This is a genomic window from Marinobacter lipolyticus SM19 (assembly GCF_000397065.2).
GTDB classification, from domain to species: Bacteria; Pseudomonadota; Gammaproteobacteria; order Pseudomonadales; family Oleiphilaceae; genus Marinobacter; species Marinobacter lipolyticus.
Window position 1 is genome coordinate 1 of sequence record NZ_KE007327.1, and the last position, 18,487, is coordinate 18,487.

Here is an 18,487-nt window from a genome sequence, read left to right on the forward strand (position 1 = left end):
ATAACAATGCAATCCACGCGACAAGCGCGTGATTGCGGGCGTTATGCAGTCATTCCCATGCCTAATTGACAAGTGTCACGTGACGAATTACACTTTGTTTCATGATTAAATCCTTCGCTGACAAACGAACCCAAGAACTCTACTCCAAGGGCAAGTCAAAGAAATTTCCTGCGGATGTTGCACCTAGAGCCGCTAGAAAACTTGAATACGTGGATCTGGCCGTACAGCTAGAGGATTTGAAAGTGCCGCCCGGCAATCGCCTTCACCCGCTGTCGGGAAACAGGCAGGGGCAGCACGCAATTTCAATAAATGATCAGTGGCGTATCTGTTTTCGTTTTGAAGATGGTGATGCGTATGAAGTCGAAGTGTGTGACTACCACTGAGTGAGGTGATGATATGGCTATTCTTAATACTACCGGTATGCAGCGCAAACCCACTCATCCTGGCGAAATGCTGAGGGAAGATTTTCTTCCGGACTATGGTCTGACGGTTTCGGGGTTGGCCGAATCTTTGGGTGTCTCTCGTCAGTCAGTTAATGAACTATTGCGCGAACGTCGTGCTGTCAGCCCTGAAATGGCGCTCCGGCTTGCGCGTTTGTTTGGTAACTCGCCGGAATTCTGGCTGAACGCACAGCGGTCTGTTGATCTTTGGACTGCCGCGCAGTCGGTCAAGGAAGAAGTGGATCGAATCAAGCCGCTACATGCTGCATAACCAAGCCGTGCACCGGTGACAGCAGGCGTTATAGCGCAATCAACTTAGGATCGTGAGTTTGAAAAAAATTCTTCTTCTGGCTCTTGTAGGTTTCGGTGCGTGGAACTACTACACAAATAACGTAAATTCTGCGCTTAGCCCTTCGATCCGCTGGTCTGGGGTGGATGAGACTCCCAACGAAGCACCTGTTTATAATTCCCAAACTAGTTTCAGCTGTGACGGGCGCCAGCATTGTAGTCAAATGACATCCAGAGCCGAAGCTGAGTTTTTCATTAGAAACTGCCCGAACACAAGGATGGATGGTGATCGCGACGGGATTCCTTGTGAAAACGACTCACGGTTCTAATAGCGAGAGCTAACCCCCAAGAAGCGGTCAAAAAACTGGAAAATGCATAACAAAGCCATTAAATCTGTTCCCGGCCTTTGGCTCTCCACCGGACGCCCTTGGAAGCATGCATGCTGCAAGCGTTATGCAACCATCAAGGAGAGAAAATGACGAATATTGAGAAGTTTGAGAGATATCTAAATAGCTATAGTTCAAAGGACGTTGACAGTGTATCAGCTATGTTTTCAGACGATATCACGATCAGAGATTGGAAAATCTCTGTAAAGGGGAAAGTTACAGCTATATCTGAGACAAAGAAAAACTTTTCAAACGCAGACACAATAAAGATAGAGATATTAAATACATACGAATCTCAAAACACAGTAGCGGGAGAGCTCAGAATTACTGTCGATGGAAGCGAAGTTTTGTATGTTGTGGACGTCATCAGGTTTGACAACCAAGGTCTAATTTCGTCAATCAAGGCCTATATTGGGCGCCCGGATTAGGGGCGGGATTTGCGCGCAACAAAATCATCAATGGGATGCTAAAAGCTTGGCTTGCCCTTCGGGCAGTTTAGCCAACCTTTTCTCACCCATTATGCAAACGGAATGCAGTTTGAATCAGCTGCTGAGAAATTCATGAGAATAGAACCAATGACGGCGTTACTAACGTTTTCTGTAGCTATTTTTCTTAGCTTTTGGGCATCAATTGCATCTGCTGATGGCCATAATTCCCTGATTAAAACTGTTGAGAGTATCGCTAGTGAGATAGAGGCTCGAGTGGGCTTTGCAGCTTATGATTTGGAGTCAGGTCAGAGGTGGGAATATCAAGCTGACCAGCGATTTGCAATGTCCAGTACGTTTAAAACGCTTGCTTGTGCGGCCTTGCTTCACCGGGTCGATGCGGGACAGGAGAACCTCGAAAGAACGGTGAGTTTTTCAGAGTCAGATCTCGTGACCTACTCTCCCATCACGGAAAAATACGCTGGCGGTCAAGCCATGACCCTTTCGGATCTTTGTGAGGCTGCTCTGACGAGGAGCGACAATACAGCCGCAAACTTGATTTTGCGATCGCTGGGTGGACCGGAAAAAGTAACATCGTTCGCGAGGCGCTTGGGGGATGATGTAACGCGTCTTGATCGCTGGGAAACGGAACTTAATGAGGCGGCACCAGGCGATAACAGGGATACAACAACTCCAAATGCGATGGTGAAGAATCTTCAGAGTTTGCTATTGGGCGACGCGTTATCCGGAAAGTCTAGAGAGCAACTACATGACTGGCTTAAGAGAAACCAGGTTGCAGATGGACTTTTTCGGGCTGTTGTTCCGGAAGGCTGGATTGTTGCAGATCGAACTGGGGCTGGCGGTTTCGGATCGCGATCTATAACAGCCATAATTTGGCCACCGGAGCGCCAGCCCATCGTTGTAGCTCTATATCTTACGCAAACGGAGGCGTCTTTCTCAGAGAGGAATGAGGCGATTGCTGAGATTGGTGAAGCAATAGTTTTGGAGGTGGGTTCAGGCCGGTAAAGCATAACCAGTGGCTGTTAGCGGACGCACCTGCGCGGCGCTCCGGTACGCCGCAAAGCTAAAGCGTTATGTTCCCGGGTTAGCCACGAACAGTAGACACTTTCTATGGTTAGGGTAGGCCCTGGCACGGAGGTGCTCCATGAAAACGATAGGCCTGATAGGCGGAATGAGCTGGGAATCAACCCAGACTTATTACCGACTGATCAACCAGAAAGTAAGAGACGAACTCGGAGGGCTCCATTCGGCAAAGCTCGTTCTCTACAGCGTGGATTTTGCCGAGATTGAGGCGTTGCAGCACCAGGGGGATTGGCAGGCAACAGCGGAAATACTGGGATCAGCCGGCCGGTCGATTGAATCGGCGGGTGCAGAGTTTCTGGTTCTCTGCACGAACACGATGCATAAAGTCGCCTCCCAAATTGAACGCGCAGTAAGCATCCCCCTTCTTCACATTGCAGATGCGACAGCCAACGTGCTCAAAAAGGATGGGGTAACCTGTGTAGGGCTGCTGGGGACAAGATTTACGATGGAGCAGACGTTTTACCTTGGCCGTCTCCAGGATCATGGTATTCGGGTTGTGGTGCCAGATGAGTCCCAAAGAGAGCGTATTCACTCTGTGATTTACAATGAGTTGTGCCGGGGTGTGGTCAAGTCTGATTCAAAAACGATGTATTTGGACGTAGTCACATCGTTGGCTGAGCGCGGTGCTCACGGTGTCATTTTGGGGTGTACGGAGATAGGTCTTTTGATCCAGGGATCGGATACAGAGGTCAAACTCTATGACACGACAGAAATACATGCCGAACAGGCGGTTCAGTTTGCTTTTGGCAGGATATAGCCGGGGGGCTGTTGTCGAGGGCGCCTTACCGCGCTGCCTGATGGCGCCGTGGGGCAATTTTTGTCTCTGTCTGGCAGGGGCTCGTGTATACAGCAAACTGCGACAGGGTAATGGTGATTGTTCTCCGTTATTATGGGGTAGAGTTCTAAGCTCTGTATAACCACGCGCAGCCAGTATCCAAGTCGGCCCGATCACAGAAGTGGAGTCTATTTCATGCAGCCAAAAGACATTGTGGCTCAATTTATCGCTGATATCCGTGCCCAGCGTCTTGATGAGGCAAGAACCTTGCTGGTGGCTGAGGGGTTTGAATATGTGGGGCCGAACATGCGTTTCCTCAGTCCGGATGACATGCTGTCCTACCAATTCGGTATGGTTGCCATCCAGAAAGACCTGGTCCTCCGTCAGCTCAGCGCCGACGGCGAGCACGTGTTCGCGATTCTGGATTATCAGACCCACTTTGAGCCGATCGGGGATGTGCGGCTTGCCGTCTGGTTTCGTGTCAGGGACAACAAGATCCAGACGGTTGAAGCCTTCTACAATGCGGCGGTGGTTGAAAACATGCTGGGAGGCAACCTGCCTTCAGCCACCTGCTAACTGAGTGGAGCCCGCGTCAGGCGCGGGCAACTTCCGGTTGTGGACGACCTCCCGGGAATGCCAGCCGCAGGTTTTTCAGCCAGGTAGTGCCGAACTGGCGCCACAGGGATGCCCGGTTGTAGGGCAAACCATAGCGCGCCGCCACCGCCCGCACCCGCTGGGAGGCTTCCGGATATCGATTGCTGCACATGTCAGGGAACAAGTGGTGTTCAATCTGATGGCTCAGGTTGCCGGAAAGCACATGGAACAGGCTGCCTCCGGTAATGTTGGCGGAGCCGAGGAGTTGGCGCAGGTACCACTGGCCACGGGATTCCCCTTCCACCTGATCGGGGGTGAAGTTGTACACGCCCTCCGGGAAATGGCCGCAAAAAATGATCATGAAAGCCCAGATATTGCGGATGATGTTGGCGATAAAATTGGCGCCCGCCACCAGTCCGAATACCAGCAACGGTGATTCCGGCACAAAGAAGGAAATGGGCACCGCCACCAATGCCGCCAGTCCCGGCCACATAATGTAGTCCTTACGAACCTGTCCCCAGATTTTGCGACCGATACGTTTTGCCAGCGGCTTGAACTCCGATGCTTTCTTACGGCCTTCGACCACGTCGATCAGAGCCTGTTCATGCAGTGCAACACCTTCCTCGAAGAACAGCATCAGCAACAGAAAATATACAGGTTGGGGCAGATACTTGGGATGCCACTCCTGCAAAGGCGTCACCCGCATAATGCCGTATCCGACATCGAGGTCTTTTTCCAGGACATTGGTCCAGGTGTGGTGCACCACGTTGTGGGAATGCATCCAGCGGTCCGACGGGCTCATGGTGTCCCATTCCCAGGTGTTGGACTGGATATCGGGGTCTTTCATCCAGTCCCATTGCGCATGCAGGACGTTATGGGCGATTTCCATGTTCTCCAGAATCTTGGCTGTGCCAAGCATGACCGTACCCAGTCCCATGATCAGTAATGTTGCGGTCCAGCCGGCCAGCGCATGGGACCAGGCCGGCAGGAAAAACAGGCCCGCATACATGAACAGGCGACCGATCAGGGCCATGCTTCGTTGGGTGCGGATGATCCCCAGTATGTATTGGCGATCACTCTCACCCCGGCTTTTCATGATGTCGTCATAAATCGACTCCATTTCCCGGCCAAACTCATCAATCTGTTCGTCGGTGAGATCCACCGGCAGGGGTTTCCTGGTAGCCATAGTCTGTACTCCTAAAGATCCAGTTCGCAGTCACCAGCGGCGGCACACACACAGGTCTGCACCATGGCCCCGGATTCGTTCAGTACTTCTCCGGTACGCAAATCACGCACACAACCTGAAAGCAGTTTGGTATTGCAGGTATGGCAGATGCCCATGCGGCAACCGTGGGGCGGGTTCATTCCGGCATCTTCGGCAATGCGTAACAGATTGGTTTCGCTGTCGGCATCAACATCCAGGTTGCTTTGGGCAAAACGAACCTTGCCACCGACCGCATCTTTTGGAATCTCGGCAAAATCCGCCAGAAAGCGTTCGATATGAAGTCGGCGACTGTGCCCGGCCTGCTCCCACACGCCTTCCAGCGCGGCAAGTAACCCGGGGGGACCACAGGCGTAGCAATCCCGCTCTTTCCAGTCGGGGCAGAGCTTGTCCAGCTGTTCCTGACTGAAATAACCCCGGGTCTGCTTCTCTTCGCCGAATTCCTGGGTGTGTACTTCGTGGAGGTGGTACTGCTCTTTATCGGCGGCGAGTTGGCGCAGTTCTTTGCTGAAGATCACGTCGAACTCGTGGGGTGCGTAATGGATGTGAACGGTGTCCGGCAATCGCTCCTGGGCAACCAGGCTCCGTATCATGCTCATCGCGGGAGTAATACCGCTGCCGGCAGTAATGAACAGGGGTTGGATGGGGGAAGCATCCGGCAGATAAAAATCGCCCTGGGGCAGGCCAATAGGTAAGTAATCACCCACTTTGATGTTGCGGACGATGTGTTTGGATACGCGCCCGCCGTCGATAATCTTCACTGTGATGGTAAAGCAGTCGTCATTGCGTTCCGGCGGAGACGATATGGTGTAGGTACGGGTGTAGTGGCGGCCTTCGATAGGAATGCCGATGCGGACGTGCTGGCCGGGCCGGTTTAATCGCCAGTTCACGCCCGGGCGCAAGGTAATGGTTCGGGCATCTTTGGTCTCGTCCCAGACATCGACAACCTGCGCCTGCATCTGGTGGGTACTCCAGAGCGGATTGACCAGTTCGACGTAATGGGAGGTGCGTAGGGGAAAGGCAAACATGTCCAGAACGTCTGACAGTTTTCGTCGCCAGGTCATTTCTGAATCGGGACTCTGCTGAGCTGGAGTGACCATAACTACGTTACTCTGAAAGCGTACATTGAAGTCGAAGTCGGGTGCTACATGACTTACTTTAAGCTAGTACACAGGGTCAGAGCTCACCACTTCTGCAGCGTCCACGGGTGTCGAATGGCCTGATTTGAAGTTCTCCGACAAGCGTGGCGCTCGCCACAGAGCATCTAATAATTTGATGGAAATACGCTAAATATTGAAATTTAAGATCGGATTAATCGATGGTTTAATTCTCTCATCGCTTTCGGAATACGACGTTTAGCAGGAGAGAGAATATGACAACTTTATTGAAGATTCAGAGCAGTCTGTTTGAGGATGCCGGCCAGTCATCGGTATTGGCACAGCAGTTTGTGGAGCGCTGGCAGGCGCAGCATGAAGATGCGCGCGTGATCAGTCGTGACCTGGCAACAGAGAATATTCCTCACCTGGATCAGACCCGGCTCGGGGCACTGATGACTTCTGAGGCCGAACGTACACCGGAGCAGCATGAGATGGTGGCGTTTGCTGACAAGCAGATTGCCGAGGTGCAGGAAGCGGATGTGCTGGTATTGGGTATTCCCATGTACAACTTCAGTATTCCTTCTGTTCTCAAGGCCTGGATGGATTATGTTGCCCGTGCCGGGGTGACATTCCAATACACCGCGCAGGGTCCGGAGGGTTTACTCAAGGGCAAGAAAGCCTATGTGTTCATCACCAGGGGTGGTTTCTACGGCGATGATCATGCCCAGACGGCTCTGGTGCGTCAGTACCTGGGGTTTGTGGGCATCACCGATGTGGAGATCATTCATGCCGAAGGGCTGAACATTGGTGATGAGACTCGCGACAAGAGTCTTGCCGCGGCGAATGACAGGATTGCCGAATTGCTGGCGGCCTGATCTGTAGTCGGGCCAGGAAGGGTTGGAGACATGCGTGCCGCCAACCCTTCCCGGCACGAATGATGATATTCAGCTTTTGTCCTTGGTCGCCGCCTCGATCTTCTCCAACTGCTCGTGCAGCAGCTTCTCCAGCTTGATCAGCTTCTCGCGATTCTTTTCGTTAGGGCGATTGGTATAGAGATCCACGTAGGTCCGGGTGACTTCGTGGAGTATGGGGTGAAGCTGCTTGTACTCGTCATCACTCATGACAACCCTCCTTGCCTCTCGCACTTTGCGCTTTCATACGTTAACTATGGCTCACAACCCGGGCTGTTGAAAGTGATGTGGATCAATCAGGTAATGCTCTCTATCAAACGTTGACGGAACCATCGATGGGCAGGGTCGTTGTCCAGTACGGGCGCCCACATCAGGTAGACGGGCAGCGGCGGAATGTCGGCGGGAAATGGCAGAGTCTGAAGTCCCAGTGCGTGGGCGTATAGTTGTGCCATGCGCTCCGGGACGGTGGCAATCATATCGGACCGGCTGCAGTTCGCCAACATACTGGCGAACTGGGTGACTCGTGCGCCGGTACGGCGCTGCCAGCCCGGTTTATTGAGGATCTGATCCAGCGGCAGGCGACGGTTTCGCTCTGGTAGTACCACGTGTTCAGCATCCAGAAACTGTTGTTTACTACAGCTGCCTTGCAGGGTGGGGTGCCCCTGTCGTGCCACCACGGCCAGCCGTTCCCCCATCAGCACTTGCCGGTGTAGCTGGTCGTTTTCGGTGCCAAAGGCATCCACGGCCAGATCGGCCTGGCCCGTGCTGAGTGTTTGCGGGATATCGTCGCCAGCCAGTGCAACTTCCACGACCACACCGGGCGCCTCCCTCCGTAGGCTGGCCAGCAGTGGGGGTAATACCACCATCTCGAAGTAGTCATTGCTGAGCACACGAAAGTGACGCTGACTGGTAGCTGGCACAAAGCGATTGGCGGGGTCCAGGGTGTCACGCATGGCGGCCAGTTGCTGGCTGAGGCTGCGGTGCAGTTCCCGCGCCCGGGGGGTGGGGAGCATGCCCTGACGAGTGCGTACGAACAGGGGGTCGCCCAGGGTATGGCGCAGGCGCTGCAGGGCGGCGCTGATCGCTGGTTGGCTCATGCCCAGGGTTTCGGCAGCGCGGGAGAGCTGACCGGCCTCCATGATGGCATCGAATACCGGCAGCAGATTGAGGTCGACACTTCGTAAGTTCAGCTTCATGGATAATACTTATACCAAATATTGAATAGGAAAATATATGGGGCGCCATTAAGGTCAAAAGTGCATACCTGCAATGACTGTCTGGGAGAACAAAAATGGACGATCAAAAACTGACGATGCTGGTAACGGCTTTTATCATCCTGACCGCCCTTTGGGAGGTGGTCAGTGGGCGCACCCGTGAAGGGCGCAAAAACAAGCAGGACTGGCGGATGGCGTTTCTTGCCACCTTTATGATGGTGGCAGTTCAGCGTCCGCTGGTGCTGCTGGTATTGACCCTGGTGCTCTCGACGCTGATTCCGGGCAGCGCCGGTTCACTGGCCTGGCTTGAGCAGTCGTATTTCTGGCCGACTCTGATTGTTTTCTTCTGTGTGGAGGAGTTTATCCACGGCAGTTTCCACCTGTTCGCGCACCGGCGCCGCCCCAACAACCGGATTCTCCAGTGGGTCCAGGCGTTCTACAAGATGAGCCACCGCCCCCACCACATGTCCGGTGGCCTGGATAATAAGGGGCAACTCTCGGTGACCCAGACGTTCGTCAACGGCTGGGCCTGGTGGTTGATCATGCCCAACTACACTTTCCAGTTGTTGTGCCTTTATCTGGGGCTGGTGGATGTTTTCCTGATTGCCACGGCATTCAAAGGCCTCTGGGCGGCCCATACCCACGTCAACTGGAATTACGACCTGTATTTCCACAACCACCGCTGGGCCTGGGTGCGCAAGACCATGTGGGCGCTGGCCCATATCCTGGTCTTCCCGACTCAACACCATCATCACCATGCCCGCGGTCCCAATTCAGCCAAGAATGTGACCTCCACCCTGGCGATTTATGACTGGCTGGTATTCGGTACCCTGGCCATTGAGACCAGTAAGCCCAAGGTCTACGGCTGGCGCCAGAAAGAGCAGGAAGCGAACAGTGTGCTGAAACGATATTTCTGCTGGGATGTACGGCAGTACGTACCTAAAGGCTGAGCGCGCATAGTATGTGGGCCATGTTCGACATGGTGCCTGCCAATGAACCGTTGTTACCCATCCTTATAATTGAACATTTGTTCACAGCTCCAGTCGTGGCTGCTATGGTCAATATAAGAACTTTTACGTATTTGCGCCTGGTGATGCTCCCTGGTGAGTAAGAGTTGTTGCATTGAGGCAGTTGCATATGTCTACGGTGGATGATCCAGATAACGAGATTATCGGCAGGCTCCGTGAAAAGGCTGAACGATTAGAGAGCCTTGAGAGCAGACTCCGGGTGTTGGAGCATGAGCGTGAAGACCTACTGGATAGTAAAAAGCGATTGTCCAAGGAGCTTCAGAACTATCATAAAAGCCTTCAGGAGTGGGAGTGGTTCTTTGAACATTCAGTCCAGATGCTGTGCATTGCCGGATTGGATGGTTACTTCAAACGCGTGAATTCGGCGTTCGCCAATGCCTTGGGTTATTCAAAAGAAGAGCTGTTGTCACGTCCCTTCGTGGACTTTGTCCATCCAGACGATATAGCCAAAACCGCCAGGGAACTGGAGGGGTTGGGGGCCGGCCGCGACAGCATCAGTTTTGAAAACCGTTATCTGGCCAAGGACGGAAGCTGGCGCTGGATCGCCTGGTACTGCCCCGCTATTACCAACGTCACAACCAAACTGTTTGCGATTGCCTGCGATGTCACCGAGGACCGCCGTAAGGAAGCGGAAATTCTGTATAGGGCTTCCCACGACTCACTAACAGGCCTCTATAACAGAGCCGCGTTCGAAGAAAGTCTCGAGTGTGCCATTGCTCTGCAACGCCGGAACCAGACCGGTGAGGTGGTGCTTTACCTGGTCGATATCGACGGCTTCAAGGAAGTAAATGACCAGTACGGACACATGGCGGGGGACCACCTGTTACAGGTGATCTCGGAACGGTTCCAGCAGATCCAGCGGGCGGGGGAAATGGTGGCGAGAGTGGGGGGGGATGAGTTCGCCTTTCTGGTAGATGGCACCATGGAAGAGGCTGGCAGTTATCCATTTGAACCCCTTGCGGAACGCATGATAGCCCAGGTCAGCCAGCCAGTAGAGCTGAGTACGGGAACAGTCACCGTGGGTTGCAGCATCGGCATTTCAACGTTTCCCGGTACGGCTGACGATTTCTGCTCGCTAATGTCCCAGGCCGACAAGGCCATGTATTCAGTCAAGAATTCCGGAAAGAATGGTTTCCGAAAGTTTGATCCTTCGCTAATCTGACGGGCACGATAGTAAGGCTCGCAAACAGGTCTCTCCCAACCGATCAAACGGAACAGCAGCAATGACGGAATACTTTATCCAGGCGTTTATCTATCTGTTGGCGGCGGTTGTCGCGGTACCGTTGGCCAAGCGCCTGGGGCTCGGGTCGGTGCTCGGGTATCTGGTAGCCGGTGTGGTCATCGGGCCGGTGACCGGCCTGGTGGGTCAGGAAGCGGCAACCATTCAGCATTTCGCTGAATTTGGCGTGGTGATGATGTTGTTCCTGGTGGGTATGGAGCTGGATCCGAAATCCCTGTGGGCCATGCGGGTGCGCTTGCTGGGGCTGGGCGGTCTTCAGGTGGTGCTGACCTCCGCTGCCGGTATGGCCATCGCCTGGTGGTTGGGGCTGCCCTGGCAAACCGCAGTCACCGTTGGTTTGATCTTTTCCCTGTCATCCACGGCCATTGTTCTGCAAACCCTGAACGAGAAAGGTCTGAGCAAGACCGAGGGTGGTCGTGGCGCGTTTTCGGTGTTGTTGTTCCAGGATATCGCCGTTATCCCCATGCTCGCTGTGATTCCGTTGCTGGCGGTGTCGGGGCTGGCCGCGGTTGGTGCGGCAGATGCCGAACACCATGGCAGTTTCAATCTGGTGGCGGACCTGCCCGGCTGGGCCCATGGGCTGGTGGTGATTGGCGCGGTGGCAGCCGTGATCGTAGGTGGGCACTACCTGAGCCGGCCGCTGTTCCGCTATGTGGTGCAGTCCGGAATGCGGGAAGTGTTTACCGCCATGGCGCTGATGCTGGTAATCGGCATTGCCGCATTGATGAGTGTGGTGAATCTGTCACCTGCCCTTGGTGCTTTCCTGGCAGGCGTGGTGCTGGCAAACAGCGAATTTCGCCATGAACTTGAGGCCAACATCGAGCCGTTCAAGGGGTTGTTGCTTGGTTTGTTCTTCATCACCGTGGGCGCCGGCATCAATTTCGATGTGTTGTCGGCGCAATGGGGTACGGTGCTGACGCTGGGGCTATTGGTGATCGTGGTCAAGGCCGCGGTGTTGCTGCTGTTGGCACAGTTGTTCGGACTCCGTGGCCGCGATGGCTGGCTGTTTACCCTGGGGTTGGCCCAGGCCGGTGAGTTCGGGTTTGTGTTGCTGACCTACAGTATGCAGAACCGCGTGATCCCCACAGACATTGCCCAGATCCTGTCTCTGGTGGTGGCGTTGTCGATGTTCCTCACGCCACTGTTGTTCATCGCCTATGATCGCCTGATTCTGCCGCGATACCGTGAGGCCCGGAATGAGCAGCGCGAAGCTGACGCCATTGAGGAACAGGCGCCGGTAATTGTGGCTGGTGTGGGGCGTTTCGGACAGATTGTCTGCCGCTTGCTGCGGGCCAACAACATTCCGATCGTGGCCCTGGATCTGGCGTTGGACCAGATCGAGAACCTGCGTCGCATCAACATCAAGAGCTACTTTGGCGACGCCAGCCGGTCGGACCTGCTGGAAACCGCCGGTATCGCCAATGCCCGTCTGCTTGTGGTGGCCATAGATGACCGCGAGCGGGCCGTGACCCTGGTGCACCACGTCAAGCAACACTTCCCGGGTGTCTGGATTCTGGCGCGGGCCTTTGATCGCGGGCATGGATACGATCTGCGGGACGCGGGCGCCGATGACGTGGTCAGCGAAACCTACCATTCCGCCCTGGAACTGGGCGGTCAGGCGCTGACGGCGTTTGGTGTGCATCCCTTGCGGGCCCGCCAGATGACCTGGGCCTTTGTGAACAACGAGAAAGCCCATGAGGCAGAGTTGCGCGAGGCCTGGAAAGATATCGAGTCGGGAATCAGCTTCAGTCCCCGTTACGGCGAATTGTTCATGAAGCTGGAAGACACCCTCAGCGAAGTGATGAAGCAGGAGTGGCAGCCCCCCCGCCGAGAGGAGGTGCCGCTCTGGGCTCCGCCGGAAGGTGGCGGGCGTTAGACGGTATCTTCGAGTTCTTTGGTCTCGGTTGCAGGTACCGTCAGCATCAGCAGGAAGCCGATTAGCAGGAACAGCAGGATGGTGCTCATGCCCCAACGCTGACTGTCGGTGACGGCTGTGACCCAGCCCACCAGCAGCGGGCCGGCGAATGCTGTGGCCTTGCCGGAGAACGCGAACAGGCCAAACATCTGGGTCTGAAGGTGGGGTGGGGCGACGCGGGCCAGGTGTGAACGGCTGGCGGGCTGCAGTGGCCCCACGAAGATACCCAGGATCATCCCCCAGGCCCAGAAGGCGGTGGCGCTGTCCACCAGCATGATGGCCAGCGCACTGCTGCCCAACCCGACCAGCGCCATCAGAATGGTGTTTCGGCCGCCGAGGGCGTCGTCAATCCAGGCAAAACCCAAGGCGCCCAGCCCAGCCGTTACGTTCAGGGCAATGGCGAATTGCAGAACTTCGGTGGGGCTCATATTAAAGGTGCCGGCGGCGTACACGCCCCCGAATGTGAAGATCGTAGCCAAACCATCGGTGTACAGCATGCGGGCGATCAGGAAGCGCACAATGTCCTTGTATTGGCGGACGTGAGCGATGGATTCCTTCAGTTGCACAAAACCGGCGCGGGTGGCGGCTGCCAGACCCAGGCCCGTGGAGGGCCGGTCCGGGATGAAGATAAAGGCCGGCAGGGCGAACACCAGATACCAGACCGCCACGAGAACGAAGGTGGCGCGAACGTGTTCGGCCTGATCCCGGTCCAGGTTGAAGAGACTGGCGTCGGCCTCGATAAAGCCGTACAGCGCGATCACCAGACTTGTAACTCCGCCTACATAGCCCAGCCCCCAGGCCCAGCCGGACCAGCGACCGGTGCGTTGCTGGCTGGCCAGGTCCGGTAGCATGGAGTTGTAGAAAATAAACGCGAACTCGGCGCCGAGGGTGCCCAGCCCTACCCACAGTGCGGCGTTCCAGAACTGGTCCTGATGAGGTGTCACGGTCCACAGCATGGCGGATGAAAGTACGCACAGCAGGGTAAAACTGATAAACCAGGGTTTGCGGCGCCCTGACTGGTCCGCAATGGCTCCCAGTATTGGCGCCAGAATTGCGATGAATATCCCGGAAATGCCCACGATATTGCCCCAGGCGTTGGTTCCGGCGACCTCGTCCTGCATCACCGAGACGCTGAAGTACTGGGCAAAGACAAAGGTGAGAATGATGGTAAAGAAGGCGCTGTTGGCCCAATCGTAAAAAGCCCAGGACCAGAGCGCGCGTTTGTTTTCCTGCGCGCCCGGGGGCTGGGCGTGGGGCGTGTGCGGTGGCATGTTCGGTTGGGCTCCTGATCCTGACAAGGGACATCCGTGACGTGATTGTGGCCGTTATCGACGTAAATGCCCAGCCCCGTTGAATTAAACGGTCTTCAGGTTGTTTGCTTCGTGGTCGAGCAGCCAGGCCTTGCGCTCCAGCCCTCCGGCGTATCCGGTGAGGGTGCCATTGGCGCCAATCACCCGGTGGCAGGGAATCAGAATCGCCACCGGATTAAGGGCGTTGGCACGGGCTACAGCGCGCACGGCTTTGGGATTACCCAGGATTTCGGCCAGGGTGCTGTAGGAACGATGTTCGCCCGCCGGAATGCCGGTAAGTCCCTGCCAGACATGTTGCTGGAATTCAGTGCCGGTCAACTGGATCTGCTGCCATGGCAGGGGCCGGAGTTCCCCGGCGAAGTAGGCCTCCAACCACTCGGTAATAGCTCTGGGCGCGAATTGCAGCTGCTCCTGCTCCTGCCACTGAAGGTGGCGGAACCGCCGGGCCTGCAAGATGTGCATGCGCTCTTCGTTACCCTCGAAGTCCAGATGCACCAGTTTGCCATCTACCGTGGCCAGACTGAGAGGGCCAACGGGACTGGGAAAGCGGCTGACATGGATCTGTGTTGTCATGGTGTGGTCTCCTGCCGGAGTGAATGAGTGGCCAGCGCGGCCCATAGGTACTGTGCGGCATAGGCCCGCCAGGGGCGCCAACATTCAGCGTGACGGATCAGGGCTTTGGGTGTCGTTAGGCCGCCAAGTTGGGATGCGGCCTTGAGGATGCCCAGATCACTGGCCGGAAAGGCATCCGGATCTCCCAGGCCCCTCAGGGCCAGATAACTGAGAGTCCAGGGGCCGATACCTCGCAATGTCGCGAGCTGCTCCAGCAGCGTGCTGCCATTCAGATCGGCGAAGCCGGGTTCGGCAAACAGGGTAGCGACCCGAGCCAGGGTTTCGGCCCGTTGGTGGGGAAGCCCCAATGTGTTCAGTGGCTGGCCTGCCAGATCTTCAGGTTCCGGGAATCGATGGGTAATCCCGGTACCGTCCACCAGATCTTCAGGTAAGGGGGTGCCATAGCAGGCAACCAGTCGACCGGCGAGGGTGCGGGCAGCGGCGATGGATATCTGCTGACCCAGAACTGCTCGAATGGCGAATTCGAACCGGTGCCAGCAACCGGGTACCCGCAGCCCGGGATGCTGGGTGACCACGGGATGCAGCAAAGGGTCCTGGCTCAGGTGATCGGCGATGGTCGGCAGGTCGGCATCCAGGTCGAACAGTCGGCGTACCCGGCCGCTGACCTCCAGGATGGCTTGTCGTGCCGGTCCCCGGAGAATGACCTGTAACCCTGGCTGGTCGGCGCGTGGGCGACAGATCATCAGTCCCGATTGCCCCTGGATATACAGTGCGCGCGCGTAATAGTTGTCTCCCACAGCTTCCAGCCCGGGAATGGCGCGGGCACGGAAGAAAGCCAGCAGGGCCTTGCTGTCAAAGGGGGGGCGAGCCTGCAGAACCAGGACAAGATCATCGCGGGCCGGCTGGAACGGATCGTTGGGGGCACGCCGGGTCGTGTTCCTTGTCGGCTGCTTCAGGCCACGGCGATAGACTGTCGGGGCATCGCCATAAGCTTCTTTCAGGGAGTGGTTAAAGCGACGAAGGCTGCCAAAGCCGGCAATATCGGCGATTTCGGTCATGCTCAGATTGCTGTCCACAATCAGTTGACGCGCCCGCAACAGGCGTCGGGCCTGGGCATGCTGCTGGGGGGTTACACCGGTGTGGCGCTTGTAAAGTTGGCGCAGGTAGCGATCGGTAATGCCCAGGCGCTCTGCCAGATCGGACACGGAGTTGGTATCCAGGGTACCTTCCTCCACCAGCCGCACGGCTCTGGCCAGGGTGGCGTGCACACCAGCCGCCGCCGGGCTTCCCGGAGCGGCTTCCGGCCGACACCTCAGGCAGGGGCGGAAGCCATTGGCCATGGCTGCTTCCGCTGATGGGTAAAAGCGCACATTGCCTCGCTTGGGTGTCACGGCGGGGCAGATAGGGCGGCAGAAGATCCCGGTGGTCAGCACGGCGGTGTAGAAGCGTCCGTCGAAACGGGCATCCCGGGTTTTCAGGGCCTGGTAGCAGAGGTCATCAGTCAGTGTGTCCATGTCTGAAAGTGTACCAGTGCCGGCAGGAAAAACTCGCCGAATCCGGAACTGATGATTCCGCGCTCATATGGTCAGACCCAACAGCAGGACCAGTTCGGAAAACACTACGCTGGCACCCAGGCTATCACCGGTGTAACCACCCAATTGGCTGCGCAGATAACGTCCCCACGCCAGGGCAACGCCGAGCGTTGCACATAGCCCCCACACCAATATCCAGGGTTGGTACAGGGTCAGAACCAGGGACGCAACGATCGTGAAGGCTGCAGCAATCGCCAGTCGGGTTCGCGAAAAGCCGTCGGCGACCGGCTTGCTCTTACTTTTGTCCGGATCGGTCACATACGGCAGGTAGCCCATGATCAGCAATGGTGTCAGGCGCGCCACCATCGGTGCGGCCAAAAGCGCCAGCCAGACCGGCCTTGCCTCCGTCAGGAGGGCAACTTTCAGTGTCAGGGCGGTGACCAGTGCCACGGTGCCGTAGGTACCAATCCGGCTGTCCTTCATGATCTCCAGGCGTTTTTCGATCGTATATCCACCACCCAGGGCATCTACGCTGTCTGCCAGGCCGTCCTCGTGGAACGCCCCGGTTAACCACAGGTGCAGAATGATCACTAACAGAATTGAGATCAGTGAACTGAAAGCGAAGGTCAATAACGTGTAGGTGCCGGCGTAGCATGTACCGAGCAGTAGGCCGACCAATGGGAAGTAAAGACTGCTCTGGTTCATCAGCCGTTGCGAATAATCGATCTGGATCAGCATCGGAATCCGGGTGAGGAAGCCGATCGCAAGCCAGAAGGCCTGCCATTCGCGGGAAGTAGTCGTTGCATTGGTACTCAAGCGTCGCTCCGGGGCATGCTCGCGGGATTTGTTGCCATACTCTACACTTTTTTTGTAGGTTGCCGGAAACGGCTCCTTGGGTAGGAGTCACGCAGTTTTATGCATGATCAACAGGACAGCGATGGCCCAGGCCAGGATTCGCAGACGTTTTATAACAAGCTGATCACCAGTGTGCCCGGCATTCTATACACATTCTGGGCAAGCGCTGACGGCAGTAAGCAGCGGTTTCCTTATGTTAGCCAGCGAGTGAATGACTGGTTCGGACTGGAACCGGAAGCGTTGCAGAAAAGTGCGGATGGCCTGTTTGGTATTGTACACCCGGATGATCTGGCCGGTATCTTGGAAAGTATCCAGACCTCCGCCCTTGATCTGACGGTGTGGAAGCACTGTGCCAGGCTGAAGCTCACTTCCGGAGAATATCAGTGGTTTGAGGGTTATTCCGTGCCGGAACGCCTGAGCGATGGCAGCATCCTGTGGTACGGTCAATTTCACAATATTCAGCAATACAAGGAGCTGGAACAGACTCTGCGTGAGAGCGAAGCCGAGCATTCCTATCAGGCGGCTTTCCAGAAGTTGATAGCCGACCTTTCCAAGGAGTTCATCAACCTGCATTTCGGAACCATTGATGAATGCATCAATGAACTGCTGAAAAAAATTGGTCAGTTTTTTGGTGTCGATCGTGCCTACCTTTTCAGCTTTCTGGACAATTACCAGTATATGACCAGTACCCATGAGTGGGTCAGGCCAGGTAGCCCGCCGCAGATAGGAAGTCAGCAGAATGTTTACATAGGGGGATATCCCTGGTGGCAGGAACAGATCATCGGGATGGTAAATGACGACAAGGTTGTTTTTGTTCCCGATGCATCGGTGTTACCCGATTTGGCAACCGGGGATAGGGAATTACTGATGCGCCGGGGCGTTTGCTCCATGTTTGTCGTGCCGGTTAAGGTCCGGGGGCGTGTTACCGGCTTTTTTGGGGTGGATTCACTTCGACAGCGGCGCTGGCGGGAGGATCAGGGCGATCTGTTGATCGTTGTTTCCGGTCTCCTGTCCGGCGTTCTGGAACGCCATAATCTGGAGCAGAAGCTGCTAAGCCAGTCCATCCGTGATCCACTGACAGGATTGCATAATCGCCGGTACCTGATGCCCCGGTTGTATGAAATGCTCGGGCGTGCTGCCCGGAACCAGGAAACGTTTGCGGTGGCGATGTTTGACATAGACCATTTCAAGCAGATAAACGATTCCCTGGGACATCTCGCCGGCGATTATGTACTGACAGAAATCGCTGGCATTCTGGAGCAACAAACCCGCGGCATGGATGTGGTTGCCCGTTTTGGTGGTGAAGAATTCGTGGTGGCGTATTCACTGGAACAATCCGACGACGTCGGTCGTATGGTGGCCAGGATCCTGCAAGCAGTGCGGGATCACAACTTCAGGTACGAGAGCTTCCCCATTGAGGTCACTGTCAGTGCCGGGATAGCGGCAGTCACAGATTTGCCGAAAATACCCTCCAGCCCCGATCCAGTGATCGGCAAAGCGGATCGCTATCTTTACCTGGCGAAACAGGCGGGCAGGGATTGTTTCGTCGATGCATCAGGGACTTATCGTATTTAAGAG

Annotated in this window: 20 protein-coding genes; 12 read left to right on the forward strand and 8 right to left on the reverse strand. The window is 55.9% G+C overall.

Annotation, left to right across the window (positions count from 1 at the left end):
- Positions 1 to 101: 101 nt before the first annotated feature.
- From MARLIPOL_RS14640 to MARLIPOL_RS14665, 7 genes are all read left to right on the forward strand, one after another.
- A complete protein-coding gene (locus MARLIPOL_RS14640) occupies positions 102 to 383 on the forward strand; it encodes a type II toxin-antitoxin system RelE/ParE family toxin (protein ID WP_012139018.1) in 282 nt (93 codons plus the stop codon).
- 13 nt (positions 384 to 396) lie between these two features.
- On the forward strand, positions 397 to 711 hold the full coding sequence (locus tag MARLIPOL_RS14645) for a HigA family addiction module antitoxin (RefSeq protein ID WP_012139019.1): 315 nt from the start codon (positions 397 to 399) through the stop codon (positions 709 to 711).
- Positions 712 to 871: 160 nt separating this feature from the next.
- Positions 872 to 1,057, forward strand: coding sequence for an excalibur calcium-binding domain-containing protein (locus MARLIPOL_RS18925; protein ID WP_323807382.1), 186 nt, complete (start codon positions 872 to 874; stop codon positions 1,055 to 1,057).
- A gap of 146 nt (positions 1,058 to 1,203) precedes the next feature.
- A complete protein-coding gene (locus MARLIPOL_RS14650; protein WP_012139022.1) occupies positions 1,204 to 1,542 on the forward strand; it encodes a nuclear transport factor 2 family protein in 339 nt (112 codons plus the stop codon).
- A gap of 147 nt (positions 1,543 to 1,689) precedes the next feature.
- The gene (gene bla, locus MARLIPOL_RS14655) at positions 1,690 to 2,565 is read left to right on the forward strand and encodes a class A beta-lactamase (protein ID WP_012139023.1); all 876 of its coding nucleotides are present in this window, start codon (positions 1,690 to 1,692) and stop codon (positions 2,563 to 2,565) included.
- A 139-nt stretch (positions 2,566 to 2,704) separates the two neighbouring features.
- Positions 2,705 to 3,400, forward strand: coding sequence for an aspartate/glutamate racemase family protein (locus tag MARLIPOL_RS14660; protein WP_012139024.1), 696 nt, complete (start codon positions 2,705 to 2,707; stop codon positions 3,398 to 3,400).
- Between the two features lie 213 nt (positions 3,401 to 3,613).
- Positions 3,614 to 3,994 carry a nuclear transport factor 2 family protein gene (locus MARLIPOL_RS14665; protein WP_012139025.1) on the forward strand — a complete coding sequence of 127 codons (381 nt, stop codon included), beginning with the start codon at positions 3,614 to 3,616 and terminating at the stop codon, positions 3,992 to 3,994.
- Positions 3,995 to 4,010: 16 nt separating this feature from the next.
- On the opposite strand, the gene MARLIPOL_RS14670 is transcribed toward MARLIPOL_RS14665, so the two are convergent.
- On the reverse strand, positions 4,011 to 5,198 hold the full coding sequence (locus tag MARLIPOL_RS14670; protein ID WP_012139026.1) for a fatty acid desaturase family protein: 1,188 nt from the start codon (positions 5,196 to 5,198) through the stop codon (positions 4,011 to 4,013).
- A gap of 11 nt (positions 5,199 to 5,209) precedes the next feature.
- On the reverse strand, positions 5,210 to 6,298 hold the full coding sequence (locus MARLIPOL_RS14675) for a ferredoxin reductase (protein ID WP_222102473.1): 1,089 nt from the start codon (positions 6,296 to 6,298) through the stop codon (positions 5,210 to 5,212).
- A 308-nt stretch (positions 6,299 to 6,606) separates the two neighbouring features.
- On the opposite strand from MARLIPOL_RS14675, the gene MARLIPOL_RS14680 reads away from it, so the two are divergent.
- Positions 6,607 to 7,206, forward strand: a complete 600-nt coding sequence (locus MARLIPOL_RS14680; protein WP_012139028.1) for an FMN-dependent NADH-azoreductase — start codon at positions 6,607 to 6,609, stop codon at positions 7,204 to 7,206.
- Between the two features lie 69 nt (positions 7,207 to 7,275).
- On the opposite strand, the gene MARLIPOL_RS18680 is transcribed toward MARLIPOL_RS14680, so the two are convergent.
- Together MARLIPOL_RS18680 and MARLIPOL_RS14685 are read right to left on the reverse strand one after the other, a co-directional pair.
- A complete protein-coding gene (locus MARLIPOL_RS18680; protein ID WP_012139029.1) occupies positions 7,276 to 7,452 on the reverse strand; it encodes a hypothetical protein in 177 nt (58 codons plus the stop codon).
- Between the two features lie 86 nt (positions 7,453 to 7,538).
- The gene (locus tag MARLIPOL_RS14685) at positions 7,539 to 8,438 is read right to left on the reverse strand and encodes a LysR family transcriptional regulator (RefSeq protein ID WP_012139030.1); all 900 of its coding nucleotides are present in this window, start codon (positions 8,436 to 8,438) and stop codon (positions 7,539 to 7,541) included.
- A 95-nt stretch (positions 8,439 to 8,533) separates the two neighbouring features.
- Between MARLIPOL_RS14685 and MARLIPOL_RS14690 the strand changes: the two genes are divergently transcribed.
- The 3 genes from MARLIPOL_RS14690 (at position 8,534) to MARLIPOL_RS14700 (ending at position 12,600) form a co-directional block, all read left to right on the forward strand.
- On the forward strand, positions 8,534 to 9,406 hold the full coding sequence (locus tag MARLIPOL_RS14690; protein WP_012139031.1) for a sterol desaturase family protein: 873 nt from the start codon (positions 8,534 to 8,536) through the stop codon (positions 9,404 to 9,406).
- 187 nt (positions 9,407 to 9,593) lie between these two features.
- The gene (locus tag MARLIPOL_RS14695) at positions 9,594 to 10,646 is read left to right on the forward strand and encodes a diguanylate cyclase domain-containing protein (RefSeq protein WP_012139032.1); all 1,053 of its coding nucleotides are present in this window, start codon (positions 9,594 to 9,596) and stop codon (positions 10,644 to 10,646) included.
- A 61-nt stretch (positions 10,647 to 10,707) separates the two neighbouring features.
- Positions 10,708 to 12,600, forward strand: coding sequence for a monovalent cation:proton antiporter-2 (CPA2) family protein (locus MARLIPOL_RS14700; RefSeq protein ID WP_012139033.1), 1,893 nt, complete (start codon positions 10,708 to 10,710; stop codon positions 12,598 to 12,600).
- On the opposite strand, the gene MARLIPOL_RS14705 is transcribed toward MARLIPOL_RS14700, so the two are convergent.
- The 4 genes from MARLIPOL_RS14705 to cobS form a co-directional block, all read right to left on the reverse strand.
- A complete protein-coding gene (locus MARLIPOL_RS14705; protein ID WP_012139034.1) occupies positions 12,597 to 13,910 on the reverse strand; it encodes an MFS transporter in 1,314 nt (437 codons plus the stop codon). The two genes, MARLIPOL_RS14700 and MARLIPOL_RS14705, sit on opposite strands and share 4 nt — an antisense overlap.
- A gap of 84 nt (positions 13,911 to 13,994) precedes the next feature.
- Positions 13,995 to 14,522, reverse strand: coding sequence for a methylated-DNA--[protein]-cysteine S-methyltransferase (locus tag MARLIPOL_RS14710; RefSeq protein WP_012139035.1), 528 nt, complete (start codon positions 14,520 to 14,522; stop codon positions 13,995 to 13,997).
- Positions 14,519 to 16,036 (reverse strand): DNA-3-methyladenine glycosylase 2 family protein, encoded by a 1,518-nt coding sequence (locus MARLIPOL_RS14715; RefSeq protein ID WP_012139036.1) that lies wholly within the window; start codon positions 16,034 to 16,036, stop codon positions 14,519 to 14,521. Before MARLIPOL_RS14715 ends, MARLIPOL_RS14710 begins: the two co-directional genes overlap by 4 nt.
- A gap of 63 nt (positions 16,037 to 16,099) precedes the next feature.
- Entirely contained in the window at positions 16,100 to 16,870 is a 771-nt protein-coding gene (gene cobS, locus MARLIPOL_RS14720) for an adenosylcobinamide-GDP ribazoletransferase (protein ID WP_012139037.1), read from the reverse strand.
- Between the two features lie 99 nt (positions 16,871 to 16,969).
- On the opposite strand from cobS, the gene MARLIPOL_RS14725 reads away from it, so the two are divergent.
- A complete protein-coding gene (locus MARLIPOL_RS14725; RefSeq protein WP_012139038.1) occupies positions 16,970 to 18,484 on the forward strand; it encodes a sensor domain-containing diguanylate cyclase in 1,515 nt (504 codons plus the stop codon).
- The last annotated feature ends 3 nt before the right edge of the window (positions 18,485 to 18,487 follow it).